We start from the raw sequence: 12,894 nt of genomic DNA, 5'->3' as shown, positions 1-12,894 counted from the left end.
GTCGTTTCCTTGTAGGGACTTGGCGCGGCAGCGGAGGACATGTGGGCGAAGCGGTTGCGGGGATCGTGGCGAACCCCGCTTCGGAGCGTGACATCCAGAGCCTGCGTTCGGCACTCCGCGTGGCCGGCGTCGGCCGCGTGATGGTGTGGACCGAGGCCGGGAAGATCATCGGCACCGTCCGCCGGATGGTGGACGCCGGCGCGGGGGTGATCATCTGCGCGGGCGGAGAGGGCATGATGCGGGCCGCCGCGGCCGCCTGCGGCGACGTACCGCTGCTCATGCTCCCGGCCGGGAGCGCCGACGCGCTCCCCGAACCCACCGTCGCCGGGCTCGCCGCCGGACTGCTGGCCACCCATCAGGTGGACACCGACCTGGTCACGAACCGGGCGACCGTCCTCGAGGTCGTCACGAAGGCGCGCCGGGAGATCGCGCTGACCGACGTCAGCGTGTCGGCGGAGCAGCGGTGGGATCCCGCGTCGCTGACCGAGCTGTACTGCACCTTCGCGGTACCGGACGGGATCGGCCTGTCCAGTATCCCCGGCAGGCTGTGCCCCAGCCCTAAGTCCACTGTGGACGGTGTCGCGGTCTCCCTCGGGCCGGTCGACGAGACGCCGTACGTCGTGCAGGCGCCGATCGCGCCCGGCGAGGTCCGGCCGGTCGGGGTGCGGGGCTGGAGCGTGCTGCACCCGGGGGTCCGGGTCGACCTCGCCGCGGCGGGCGGCTCCATCGCACTCGACGGCGAGCCGCATTTCGTGCTGAAGCGGGGAGAGAGCGCTTTCGTCGAGCTGAAGCCCGAAGGCCCGTGGTGCGTCGACGTCCGCGCCGTTATGGCCGAGGCCACCAGGAAAGGCCTGCTCCTCGGGCGGAAACCGGTGGGCACCTTCCCCGTGTCCCATCTGGTGGATGCGCCCTTCACCGGCTGAGCCCGCCCAGGTCACAGAGCCCTTCCGATCGCCGGTCCCGCCGGGCACACTGGTCGAAACGGACCAAGGGAGTGGGCCAGGTGCAGCTGGAGGCGGCGGTGCCGGTCGGCGCGGATCCCCGCCGTCACGCGCGCGTCCTCGCCCAAGTGCACGAAGCCGCCCTCTCCGGCGAAGCGCTTCCGAGTCATCCGCGTGCCGTCATCGGCGCGTCCTGGCAGCGCATGCGCCGTCTCGGCCTCGACCCGGACCGCGGCGCGCCGGTTCCCCTCCTCGTCCCGGAACAGCTGGAAGCGCGCCGTCGCGAGAGCGGGCTCGCGCCCGTCCTGCCCGCCCTGCGCGGTGCCCTGATCGGCCTCGCCGAACAGGCCGCGCACATCATGGTGATCTCCGACGCCGAGGGCCGCGTCCTCTGGCGCGACGGCAGCGCCGCGGTCCGCCGCCGCGCCGACGGGCTCGGCTTCGTCGAGGGTGTCGACTGGCGTGAGGAGTCCGTCGGGACCAACGCCATCGGAACCGCGCTGGTCGCCGGGCATCCGGTCCAGGTCTACTCCGCCGAGCACTACGTCCGCAGCCAGCACGACTGGACCTGCGCCGCCGCGCCGCTACGCGATCCGAGGGACGGCAGGCTGCTCGGCGCCGTCGACCTCTCCGGCCCCGCCTCGACCGTGCACCCAACGACACTGGCCCTGGTCGACGCCGTCGCGAAGCTCGCCGAAGCGCAGCTGCACACGACGCACCTCTCCGAACTCGAACGGCTGCGTGGGCTCGCTTCGCCGTTGCTCGCCAAGGTGAAGGGCCGGGCGGTGATCGCCGACCCGCACGGCTGGATCGCGGCGTCGGCGGGCCTCGCCCCGGTCGGGCGGATCGCCCTGCCGAACGACGCGACCGCGGGCCGGACCTGGCTGCCCACCTTCGGCGACTGCCTGCTGGAGCCGCTGCCCGGCGGCTGGCTCGTCCGGCTCACCGACGAGGAGGACGCGCCGCCGACCCGGGTCGTGCTCGACCTGAGGTCGTCGCGGGAGAGCACGCTGCGGGTCTCGGGTGCGGCGGGGACCTGGTCACATCGGCTGAGCCCCCGGCACGCGGAGATGCTGTACGTCCTCGCGCGCCATCGGGAGGGCAGGTCGGCGTCGGAACTCTCGCTCGACCTCTTCGGCGACGCCGGCCGCACCGTCACCGTCCGCGCGGAGATGTCCAGGATGCGGCGGCATTTCGGCGGGATCCTGCTGGCCAGGCCGTACCGGTTCGCCGACGACGTCGAGGTCGTCGTCGAACGGCCCGCCGACGGCGAAGTCCTCCCGCACTCCCTCGCTCCCGCCGTCCGCGCCTGATCTCCACCCCCGGCTCAACCCGGCGATGGTCCCGGTCCACCCACCGGTGTGCCTAACGTCCGGCGCATGGGAAACATGAACGGAAAGGCCCTGCTGGGCCTGGTCGCGATCGGTATCGTCGTCCTTCTCGGATTCCTGGCCTACCGGCTGATCCTGGTGGAGCTGATCACCCGGCTGAGCGATCACTGAGGAGGGAAATGGGGAAGCGCGAACGGCCGCTGCTCCCCGACACGATCGCGCCGAGCTGGCTGGTCGTCCAGCTGCTCGGCACGGCCGCGGTCGTGGTGGTGCTGCTGACCGCCAGCGAGTCCAGGGCGTGGATCTGGGTGGCGTACGGCGTTTGCGGCGTCTGCTGGCTGGGTTTCGTGGTGGCTTCCCCGCGGCTGCCGAAGCTGGCGACGGTGCTGCTCGCGGTGGCGACCGTCCCGCCCTCGCTCGCGCTCGGCTGGGCGGAGGATTCGTCCGCCATCGTGCTCGCCGTGGTCACGGTCAGCCGGTTCGCCACCCTGACCGGACCGTCGGTGGCCGCCATTGTCGGGGTCGTGGGAGTCGACCTCGGTCTCGCGGCGATCCCCGGTCTGCTCGTGGGCTCCCCGCTGGTGGTGGTGTTCGGCAACGTCGGCGTCCTGCTCGTGCTGATGCTGCTGGGGTTGAACCGGCGGCAGTACGAGGTGCAGGCGGTTCAGGCGGCCGCCCTGCTGGAGCAGACCAAGCTGGCGCAGCGCGAACACGCGCGGGCCGCCGCGCTCGACGAACGGACGCGGATCGCCAGGGAGATCCACGACGTCCTCGCGCATTCCTTGGGGGCGCTGGGGGTTCATCTGGAGGTCGCCGAGGCGCTGCTGGCCGAGAAGTCCGATGTGGACGGTGCACTCGGCCGGGTCCGGCTGTCCCGGCGGTTGGCCGCAGACGGCCTGGCCGAGGCACGTGACGCCGTCGCGGCCCTGCGCAGCGACGTCCCGTCGCTCGCGGAAGCCTTGCAGTCGCTGGTGGAAGCGCACCACGACGGAGTGACCTTTGAAGTCTCGGGGGAGCAGCGGCCGCTGCCGTCCGCCGTGGTGGTCTCGCTGGTGGCCGTCGCGCGGGAGGCGTTGACCAACGCGGCCAGGCACGCCCCCGGCCGTCCGGTGTCGCTCCGGCTGCGGTTCACCCCGGCGGAGGTCCGCTTGCGGGTGCGCAACGAACTCGGCGATACCGCCCGACCGGAGGACACCGGCGGATTCGGTCTCACCGGGATGAGGGAGCGGCTCGCGCTCGCGGGTGGCACGCTGACCGCGGGCCCGGACGACGGGCACTGGACGGTGGAGGCGGTGGTGGGCGCGTGATCCGGGTGGTCGTCGTCGATGACCAGCAGGTGATGCGCGAAGGGCTCGTCGCGCTGCTCGGGCTGATCGACGGCGTCGACGTCGTGGGCTCCGCGGGTGACGGACGGCAGGCACTCGACCTGCTCCGCGGGACCGCGGCCGACGTCGTGCTGATGGACCTGCGCATGCCCGTCCTCGACGGGGTGGCGACGACCAGACTGCTCAAACGCGATCACCCGGAGGTCGCGGTCGTGGTCCTGACCACCTACGCCGACGACGCCTCGATCGCCGACGCGCTGCGCGCCGGAGCCCGCGGCTACCTGACCAAGGACGCCGGCCGCGCCGAGATCGGGGCGGCCGTCCGCTCCGCCGCGAACGGGCAGGCGATCTTCGCCGCCGAGGTCTCCGACAGGCTCGTCGCCGCGCTCGAGGCCAGAACGGTCACCCGGGCCAAGTCCGAGTTCCCGGACGGCCTCACCGCACGCGAAGCCGAAGTGCTCGGCCTCATCACGCGGGGGCTGTCCAATCCGGAAATCGCCGCCGAGCTGTACATCGGCGAGGCCACCGTGAAAAGTCACATCAACCACGCCTTCGCCAAGATCGGTGTGCGCAATCGTGCGGAGGCCGTGCGCTACGCCCTGGAAAAGGGCCTCTGACGCGGACGGCAGATCACGTGCCGATGACACACGCCGGTGTCACTGGCTGCGCTGATCCCGACTCGGATACCTTCTTGCGGGTAGAGCCAATGGGGAGGATCGGCGATGACGAGCACTGTGACCCGGCCGGGGCCGCCGGGGAGCCCCGCCGCACCGGCGCCGCCCCCTGCGCCCGAAGGCCGCAGCGGGATCGCCGGGCTGCTCGAACTGCCGGGGAACGGGATCCGCGCGATCGTCCGGTCCGCGGCGACCACGCCGGGCAGGCTGTCGGTGATCGCGATCGGGCTCGTCCTGCTGTCGCTGGTCGCCGGCCTGTTCGGCACGCTGGCCGCGCAGGACAAGAAGGACACGATCAACGGCCTGATCGACCACCGCGAACCGCTGGCCGCCGCCGCGCAACAGGTCTACCGAGCGCTTTCCGACGCCGACGCGACCGCCGCCAGTTCGTTCCTCTCGATCGGCACCGAGCCGCTCCCGATGCGTCAGCGGTACGAGCGCGACATCGCGGAAGCCGGTGCGGCGCTGGCGAAGGCGGCGTCGGACTCGTCGGGCGTCGACGAGGCGGCCGAACAGATCAACACCCTCGGCCGCGAGCTTCCCGTCTACACAGGACTGATCGAGACCGCGCGTACCTACAACCGGCAGGGATTTCCCGTCGGCGCGTCTTATCTGCGTGAGGCGTCCGAGCTGATGCGGGCGAAAATCCTTCCCGCCGCCCAGGATCTGTACCGCATCGACACCGACCGGCTCGCCGCCGAACAGGACGACGCGACCGGATTCCCTTGGCTGGCAACGGCTTTGGTGCTCGCCCTGCTCGCCGCGCTGATCGTCACCCAGGTGCATCTGACCCGGAAGACCAACCGGTTGCTGAACGTCGGGCTCGTCGTCGCGACCGTGTCGGTGGTGGTCGCCCTGTTGTGGGGCGCGGTCGCGCTGATCGTGCAGAGCACCCTCGTCGGCAGCGGTGAAGAAGACGGCTCGCACCAGGTGGACGTCCTCGTCCGGGCCCGGATCGCGGCGCTGCAGGCGCGAGCCGACGAAACGCTGACCCTCGTCGCCCGCGGCGACGGCGCGGCGTACGAAAAGGACTTCCGCGATCTCGCCGGGCAACTCGGCGGGTCGGACGGCCAAGGCGGCCTGCTGGGCGAGGCCCGCGGCCTGGCGGCGGGTGGCGCGGCCGCGGACAAGGTGGACGCGGCCATCCAGGCGGCGTCGGCGTGGTTCAAGGCGCACGCCGAGGTGCGGCGCCAGGACGATGACGGCTTCTACCAGGACGCCGTCGCCACGGCCATCCGCGACGACAAGAAGGACGGCGCGGCCGGGGCGTTCCTGCGCCTCGACGAGAACCTGGTGGCCGCGATCAACGTGGGACGGCAGGAGTTCCTCGACGACACCCGCGGCGCCGAACGCGCGCTGACCCTGCTCGCGCCGGGCATCGCGGTGCTGGCGCTGATCGCGGCGGCGGGGTCCGCGCTGGGAATCCGTGAACGGCTGAGGGAGTACCGGTGATGCGGAACGGTCTGCGAGGGGCCGTGCTCGGCGCGGTCCTGGTGCTGGTGACGGCTTGTGGCAGCGCGGGGGCGCCGGTCGATCCGGCTCCCGTCGGCGACGTCGCCCCGCCGCTGCCCGCGAACGTCGGCGGGGCGGACAACGCCGGTGGCGGCGGGACGGCCGACACGAGCTGCAATCCGCTGGCGAGCCTGCGGCCGATCAACGGCACGCAGATCAGCAGCGGCTCGACGATGGCGAAGATCAAGGAGAACGGCAAACTCATCGCCGGCGTCGACCAGACGACGTTCCTGTTCGGTTTCCGGAATCCGACGTCGGGCCAGCTCGAAGGCTTCGACATCGACATGGTCAACGAGATCGCCAAGGCGATCTTCGGCAGCGCGGAAGGGCGCGTGCAGTTCCGGGCCATTCCGTCGAAATTGCGGGAAGAAGTGCTCGAGAAGAAGCAGGTCGACATCGTGGTGCGGACCTACAGCATCACCTGCAGCAGGCTGAAGAAGGTCAACTTCTCGACGGCGTACTACCAGGCGGGGCAACGGATCCTGGTCGAGTCGGGCTCGAAGGTCACCCAGCTCTCGGACCTCGCCGGGCGGCGGGTGTGCGCGACCAAGACGTCGACCTCGCTGACGAAGATCGCGTCGGACCCCTCGAAGCCGGTGCCGGTCTCGGTGGACAACTGGTCGGACTGCCTCGTGATGCTGCAGCAGAAACAGGTCGAGGCCGTGTCGACGGACGACGTCATCCTCGCCGGGATGCTCGCTCAGGACCCGACGCTGAAGATCGTCGGGGACCGGTTCACCGAGGAGAACTACGGCATCGGTGTCCCGAAGGAGAACGAGGACATGGTGCGGTACGTGAACGCCGTGCTGGAGAACGTGCGCGGCGGGGCGTGGCAGTCGATCTACGCGAAGTGGATCGGGAACAAACTCGAAGGCGGGACACCGCCTTCACCCCAGTACAAGTGAGAACGGGCCGTTCGGGATCGCTCCCGAACGGCCCGTTCCGTACTAGGGGGACTTCTCGCCGATCACCGGCGGCACCGGCTTCGTTTCGCCGTCGTAGCCACCGAACAAGACGTCGGCGTCCTCTTCCTGCAGGTAGTTCGGGGCCTTCTTTTCCTTGTCCTCTTCCTTCTGCCCCTTGCCACCGGGACCGCCGGCGCCCATCGCGCCCGGACCGCCGCTCTTGCCCGCCGCGGCCGCGCCGCCCCGGGTGACCCGCTCCTCGGGCAGCTTGCCCGACCCGGATCCGCCGCCCTTGCCTGCCAGCCTCTCGGCCTCCCCGGCCGAAACCTTCCCGCCCGAAAGCCGCTCGGCGACGTTGCCCGATCCGCCGTTCCGGCCGAACCCGCCGCCGCTCTTGCCACCGCCACCGGTCAACCGGCTCGCCGCACTGCCACCCGGCCCGCTCGGCGTCCGGCCGGGCTTGCCGCGGTACTGCTCGCTGCCCAGCCGCCCGAGCCCGGTGGGCCCAGGGCTGTTGAGCGCGGCCAACCCCGGCGCCGGCCCCGGCCGGAACGACCCCGGCGGCCCGCCGAACGTCTGGCCCGGCCCCGGCGTCCCGGTGTGCCCGCCGCCCGTGGTGATCCCCGGCCCCGGAGTCGGTCCTGGCGAGCTGCCCGGCCCCGGCATCCCCGGCCCAGGACCACTGCTCGGCCCAGGGCCGCCGCTGAACCCCTTGACGTCACTGCCCCCGGAGAACCCGGACGCCGTCGTCGAATCGCCCATTTCCGGCGGCGGCGCGAAGGTGGGCTGCTTGGAATTGACGTCGAAGAGCGACTGGTCGTAGGTGTGCATCACCTGCGCGGCCTGCTGATGCGCCTGGAACGACTGCTCCTGCTTGGCCGAGATGTTGCCGACCGTGTCCACCGCGCCCGCGAAGTTCCCCGACGCGAACTGCTGCATGGCGTTCTTGTACTCGGCGTTGCGATCGAAGGGGATCTCTTCGGGCATGGAGTTCTTCGCGGTGGTCGCCGCGGCGGCCGACTGGGAGAAGCGGTTTGAAGCGAGGTACGCACCGTCGCCCGCGGTGTCGGCCCACTTGCCCAAGCTCTTGAAGAAGCCGTGAGCCGCGTCGGCGGCGGGCCCCTGCCAGTGGGCGCCCTCCTTGTTGGCGGCGGAGGAGAGGGCGTTGCTGAAGGTGTTCAGTGCGTCGCCCTGGTTGTTCCAGATCTCACCCTTTTGATCGATCTTCTCGGGGGAAAGATTGTTCGTGACCATGCCGATCAGGTCGCTGTGCGAGTTGCCCTCGTAGCGCTGTCCCGACGGCCCGAGCCCGGCCCGGAACTGCTGCCCCTGTGCGAGCGTCTCGGCCTGCTCACCCGAATACTGGCCGGCCTTCTGCTCCGCCGTCATCTTCGCGGTGAGCGAGTTGCCTCCGGGACCCCGGTTGACCTCGTCGTAGGTCTCCGCGTAGCGCTTGCCCTCGTACGTGCGATGCGCTTTGCCGTCGGCGCTCAGCACCGACTCGAAGTTGTCCTGACCGGCGTTCTCAGCCATGATCCCCTCCCTGGAGCCGTTCAGTTCCCTCTAGGCAGCTTGGGTGCGATCTGCTCGGCGATGGACTTCGCGTCTGTGCAGGCTTGTTCTGTCGTACCGCTGTTCGAGAGGCCGAGGTTCACCGTCGCCCTGGCCTTTTCGGCGACGGAGATCCCGATCAGGCAGGCACCCTTGCCTGCGCTTCCGGGCAATTCGACCGCCTTGCGACCTGCGACGGTGATCTGATTCATCTCACCTGTGTCGGACTTCAGTTCCGCGATTCCCGCATTGGGTACGAGGTAGACAGCTACGGTTCCGTATCGAGGTTTACTCGAGCCGCAGCCGTTGTCACTCTCGTACGTCTCGACCGCAGGGGGGTTGAACCCCAGCGAAGAAGCGATCGGCTCAAGCAGATCACAAGCCTTCAAATCGCCGAAGGTGTCCTGAGGGGAGGCGCTGGAGTTCTGGCCGGACGTTGACGGCGGGGGAATCGATGGAGTCGGATTTCCGGGTTTCTCGGTCGTGCATCCCGCAAGGGCGAGCGGTAGAGCCGCGAGCGCGATCAGAACAGAACGCTTCGGAAACTGGGCGCCGTACTGGCTCATCTAGTGAATTTCCTTGCCGATATTGGACAGGTCCTTGCTGGCCGCGTGGTCACTGGCCTGATACTTGCTGATCGCGGTGTCGATTGCTGCTTGCGCGCGTTCGACCACAGTTTGCAGGCTTTCGAGTTGGGTCTTCGCGGATTGATCGTCACCCGACGCGACCATCGCCATGTGTTGTCCGACTTGTTCCATATACGGGCTCGTTCCGAGTTCCGGAGAATTCGCCAGACTGTCGAAGTGGATCTTGTTGCCGGTCCAGCTGTCCAGGTAGTCCTGCAGTGCCGTTTTATAGGCTTGGCCCATCTCAGGGCTGACCGCGAACCGGCCTTCCTTCGCCGCCTTGACCATCGCATCAGCCTGCGCCGAGAAATCGCCCAGCATCGCCGAGAAGTCGCCCGGCGGTCCGCCGGTGCCGTCCGTCATGGTCTCTCCCCTGTACCAAGTCCCGGTTACTCGTAGCGCTCGTCAGGTCACGATATCAGCGGAAACGCCCCCGAAGACCGCCTTCCGGCGAGGATCACGCGCTGCCGACGCGGGCGGCTTCGACCAGGTCGTGGATCCATCGTGCCAGGTGAGAGCCGTTCGTCGGGGTGAAAGTGCGCCGGACCTCGCCGTCGGGGAAGCGGTCGGTGGTGAGCATGAAGCGGCCCTGGACGCTGTCGAACCACTGGACGTTCTTCTGCTGCGGTTTCCCCCGGTCGTCGCGCAGGGTGATGCTGATCGTGCCGAGTCGCACGAGGGGGTGCTCGAAAAACCGGCCCGCCGCGCCCAGGCGGAGATTGTCGGGATCTTCGTCGAACGGGTCGTCCGGTCGTTTGGACGGGGGAAGGGTGCTGGAAGTCGTCACTCGTCCGGGGAAGGGCTGCAGTGACGGAAGGTTGTCGAGGAGGACGGCGACGACCTGTTCGGGGTAAACCGGCTCGAAGAGGATGTCGAAGCCGCGTTGCTGGCTCACGACGCCCAGACGCCGGTCCCAGGTCCCCCGATAGAGGTATTCGGCGTCCAGCTCGACTTCGTGCGCCTCCAGGGTGACGACGAAGTCCGCCGTGGCCCAGAGCCGGAGCGTCGTTTCGTAGTCCGGCAGGAGTTCGCGGCCGCGCGCGAAGCCGCGGTCGGCCAGTTCGGCCCAGACCTCTTCGCAGTGTCGCTCGCGTTCGGTGATGGTGGTGCCGACGGTCGGGATTTCGAAGGGCAACACGAATCTGCCGAGCCCGAGTTCTTCGAGTACGACGTCGAGCTGGGCCATCGACATCGAAAATGACGCAGGCACCGAATCCTCCCCCTCATCACCTGCTGAATCGGTTCTCTCCCGCACCGTAGCGGGTTCGACCCGGCACGGGCACGACCTGCCTGCTCACGACTAGGATCAGGGACGACGTCGTCGCGGGGATTTCGGGAGGTACCAGTGTCGGAGGAGCCGCGCCGTCCTCGGCACGCAGCGCCGGATGGCCCCACGCCGGACAACGAGGCGGAGCCCGCCTCTTGGACGCCGCCCGCCCCGGTCCGCTGGGAGACGCCGGAACCGTCCATCTCCGGCAGGCTCGATCTCTCCGAACCGCCGAAGCCGAAGCCCGCTCCGCAGCCGGAGAACGACGCCGAGCGCACGATCTATCACGCGCCGGTGCAGCGCCCGCAGACGCCGCCGCGCGGTCAGCAGCGGCCGATCCCCGGCGCCGATGACCCGACGCGTCCGCCGGGCGACATGGCGCCGGTGACGCCGCAGACCCAGGTGGTCCGCCCCGAGTGGCAGGTTCCCGCCGACGCGCCGCAGCCGACCAGCGTGCTCTCCTCGCCGACCCCCGAGACGCAGAGCATCATGCCGCCGTCGCCGCGGGTCGACCACGGACCAGGGCCGCTGCCGGACCCGGGCACGGAAAGCGTGCTCCCCGAGCGGTCCAGCGAAAGCCGGGGGACGGGCACCGGCACGGGAACGGGCACCGGATCGGGCAGCCGGGGGACAGGCACCGGAACCGGTTCGTTCCCCGGAACCGCCCGCCGGACGTCGTCGCGCACCTCTCGCCGCGGCCGTCTCGGCGCCGGGCTCGTCGACGTCCCGCAGGTGCCGTACCGCGACCCCGCCTCGGCCGTCCTCGAAAACCCGATGGTGTCGGAGGAGAAACGCTTCTGCGGCAGCTGCAGTGCCAAGGTCGGCCGCGGCAAGAACGGCGAGCCCGGCCCGCCGGAAGGCGAATGCGAGAAGTGCGGGAACCCGTTCTCCTTCGTCCCGAAGCTGCGGCCGAACGAGGTCGTCGGCGGCCAGTACGAGGTTCTCGGCGCGCTCGCGTACGGCGGGCTCGGCTGGATCTACCTCGCACAGGACCACAACGTCAGCGACCGCTGGGTGGTGCTCAAGGGCCTGATCGACACCGGTGACCCCACCGCGATGGCGGCCGCGGCCAACGAGCAGCGGTTCCTCGCCGAGGTCGAGCATCCGAACATCGTCAAGATCCACAACTTCGTGCAGCATCCGGACGGCGACACCGGCAACTCCGTCGGCTACATCGTCATGGAGTACGTCGGCGGCCAGTCGCTGCGCCAGCTCGCGCTCGCGCACCATCGCGAGACGAAGCGCCCGGAGCCGCTGCCGATCGGCCAGGTGATCGCCTACGGGCTCGAGATCCTGCCCGCCATGGGCTACCTGCACAGCCAGAACCTGTTGTACTGCGACCTCAAGCCCGACAACGTCATCCAGACGCACGAACAGCTCAAGCTGATCGACCTCGGCGCGGTCCGCCGCATCGACGACTACGAGAGCCCGCTGTTCTTCACGACCGGTTACAGCGCGCCCGAACTGGCGACCCACGGCGCTTCGGTGGCGTCGGACCTGTACACGGTCGGCCGCACGCTCGCCGTCCTCAGCTTCGAATTCTCCGGTTACACCAGCAAGTACAAGACGACCCTGCCCGGACCGGACGTCGTCCCGCTGTTCGCGCTCTTCGGTTCGTACTACCGCTTCCTGAAGCGCGCGACGCACCCCGACCCGGACCGCCGGTTCATCGCGGCCGAGGAGATGGCCGACCAGCTGACCGGCGTGTTGCGCGAGATCATGGCGCTGGGCACCGGAAAACCGCGTCCGGGTGCTTCGACCGTCTTCGGTCCGGAGACCCGCACCTTCGGCGTCGACCTGGTCGTCCCGGAGCACGGCGGGAGCGTGCCGTTGCCGGATCCGGGCGAGGTGGTCTCCGGCCTGCCGATCCCGCAGGTCGACACGGACGACCCGGCGGCGGGCATGCTGGCCTCGACGGTCGCCCTCGATCCGAGCGGCGCGATCGAGTCGCTGGCCGGCGCACCACGTGAGTCGATCGAGGTCCGGTTGCGCATCGTCCGGGCCCGGATCGAACTCGGTGAGCTGGTCGAGGCGCAGCGGCAGCTGCAGGCCGCGCAGTACCTCGCCATCAAGGCCGGTTTCCCGCACGACTGGCGGATCGACTGGTACCGCGGCCTCATCGAACTCGCGGGTGGCCGCTCCCGCGTCGCGCACGTCGCGTTCGAAGCGGTGTACGACGACCTGCCCGGCGAGATCGCGCCGAAGCTCGCTTTGGCGGTCAGCGCGGAAGGCGTCGGGGACTACTTCGGCGCCGCGCGCTACTACGAGCTGGTGTGGCGAACGGACCGGTCGTACGTCAGTGCCGCCTTCGGTCTCGCTCGGGTGTATCTCGCGCAGGGCGCCCGTGCCAGCGCGATCGAAGTGCTGGAGGCCGTCCCGGCGTCGTCCACGCATTACGTCGCCGCGCAGGTGGCCGCGATCAAGATCAAGACCAGGATCAACGGCGGCGGCAAGGATCCGGTGCCGGTGTCCGAACGCGACCTCGTCGACGCCTCGACGCGGCTGGAGCGGCTGCAGCTCGACGCCGAACGTCGTACGCGGCTGTCCGCGGAGGTCCTCGAAGCGGCGTACGGCTGGCTTAACGCGCAGAACCGGCCGACACCGGGCGCGAAGGTGCTGGGCTGCGACCTGGCCGAGCGGGACCTGCGATTCGGGCTCGAACGCTGCTACCGCACGCTGGCGCGGCTGGCGGGCACCGTCGACCAGCGCGTCGAACTCGTCGACAAGGCGAACGCGATCAGGCCGAGAACCCTCACCTAACG

At 69.8% G+C, this 12,894-nt stretch carries 12 protein-coding genes; 8 read left to right on the top strand and 4 right to left on the bottom strand.

All coding sequences use genetic code 11. The features are described 5' to 3' along the window. Positions 1–41 precede the first annotated feature (41 nt). The 7 genes from SD37_RS39355 to SD37_RS39330 all read left to right on the top strand — a co-directional run bounded on the left by SD37_RS39355 (position 42) and on the right by SD37_RS39330 (position 6,688). Complete coding sequence (locus SD37_RS39355) at positions 42–923, top strand: diacylglycerol kinase family protein (RefSeq protein ID WP_044855166.1); 882 nt, start codon at positions 42–44, stop codon at positions 921–923. A gap of 71 nt (positions 924–994) precedes the next feature. Continuing rightward, positions 995–2,254, top strand: a complete 1,260-nt coding sequence (locus SD37_RS39350) for a GAF domain-containing protein (RefSeq protein ID WP_044855165.1) — start codon at positions 995–997, stop codon at positions 2,252–2,254. A gap of 66 nt (positions 2,255–2,320) precedes the next feature. Next, positions 2,321–2,443: a hypothetical protein gene (locus SD37_RS44150; RefSeq protein ID WP_256376547.1), complete on the top strand. Its 123-nt coding sequence runs from the start codon at positions 2,321–2,323 to the stop codon at positions 2,441–2,443. 8 nt (positions 2,444–2,451) lie between these two features. After that, complete coding sequence (locus SD37_RS39345) at positions 2,452–3,579, top strand: sensor histidine kinase (protein ID WP_044855164.1); 1,128 nt, start codon at positions 2,452–2,454, stop codon at positions 3,577–3,579. Beyond that, positions 3,576–4,214 carry a response regulator gene (locus tag SD37_RS39340; protein ID WP_044855163.1) on the top strand — a complete coding sequence of 213 codons (639 nt, stop codon included), beginning with the start codon at positions 3,576–3,578 and terminating at the stop codon, positions 4,212–4,214. The genes SD37_RS39345 and SD37_RS39340 overlap by 4 nt, the downstream gene beginning before the upstream one ends. 105 nt (positions 4,215–4,319) lie before the next feature. After that, positions 4,320–5,723, top strand: coding sequence for a hypothetical protein (locus SD37_RS39335; protein WP_044855162.1), 1,404 nt, complete (start codon positions 4,320–4,322; stop codon positions 5,721–5,723). Next, positions 5,723–6,688, top strand: coding sequence for a glutamate ABC transporter substrate-binding protein (locus tag SD37_RS39330; protein ID WP_044855161.1), 966 nt, complete (start codon positions 5,723–5,725; stop codon positions 6,686–6,688). Before SD37_RS39335 ends, SD37_RS39330 begins: the two co-directional genes overlap by 1 nt. 42 nt (positions 6,689–6,730) lie before the next feature. On the opposite strand, the gene SD37_RS39325 is transcribed toward SD37_RS39330, so the two are convergent. The 4 genes from SD37_RS39325 to SD37_RS39310 all read right to left on the bottom strand — a co-directional run bounded on the left by SD37_RS39325 (position 6,731) and on the right by SD37_RS39310 (position 10,075). Further along, the gene (locus SD37_RS39325) at positions 6,731–8,221 is read right to left on the bottom strand and encodes a hypothetical protein (RefSeq protein WP_052675102.1); all 1,491 of its coding nucleotides are present in this window, start codon (positions 8,219–8,221) and stop codon (positions 6,731–6,733) included. A gap of 20 nt (positions 8,222–8,241) precedes the next feature. After that, positions 8,242–8,805 carry a DUF3558 family protein gene (locus SD37_RS42350; protein WP_083255204.1) on the bottom strand — a complete coding sequence of 188 codons (564 nt, stop codon included), beginning with the start codon at positions 8,803–8,805 and terminating at the stop codon, positions 8,242–8,244. Beyond that, positions 8,806–9,228 carry a hypothetical protein gene (locus tag SD37_RS39315; RefSeq protein ID WP_044855159.1) on the bottom strand — a complete coding sequence of 141 codons (423 nt, stop codon included), beginning with the start codon at positions 9,226–9,228 and terminating at the stop codon, positions 8,806–8,808. A 94-nt stretch (positions 9,229–9,322) separates the two neighbouring features. Then, positions 9,323–10,075, bottom strand: a complete 753-nt coding sequence (locus SD37_RS39310) for an ESX secretion-associated protein EspG (protein WP_236725213.1) — start codon at positions 10,073–10,075, stop codon at positions 9,323–9,325. A gap of 135 nt (positions 10,076–10,210) precedes the next feature. Here SD37_RS39310 and SD37_RS39305 point away from each other — a divergent pair, with 135 nt between their 5' ends. Continuing rightward, positions 10,211–12,892: a tetratricopeptide repeat protein gene (locus SD37_RS39305; RefSeq protein WP_044855157.1), complete on the top strand. Its 2,682-nt coding sequence runs from the start codon at positions 10,211–10,213 to the stop codon at positions 12,890–12,892. Positions 12,893–12,894: the final 2 nt, after the last annotated feature.

The organism is Amycolatopsis orientalis (genome assembly GCF_000943515.2).
GTDB lineage: Bacteria > Actinomycetota > Actinomycetes > Mycobacteriales > Pseudonocardiaceae > Amycolatopsis > Amycolatopsis orientalis.
Note: the sequence above shows the minus strand (reverse complement) of the source record. Positions and strands in the feature narration are given on the sequence as shown.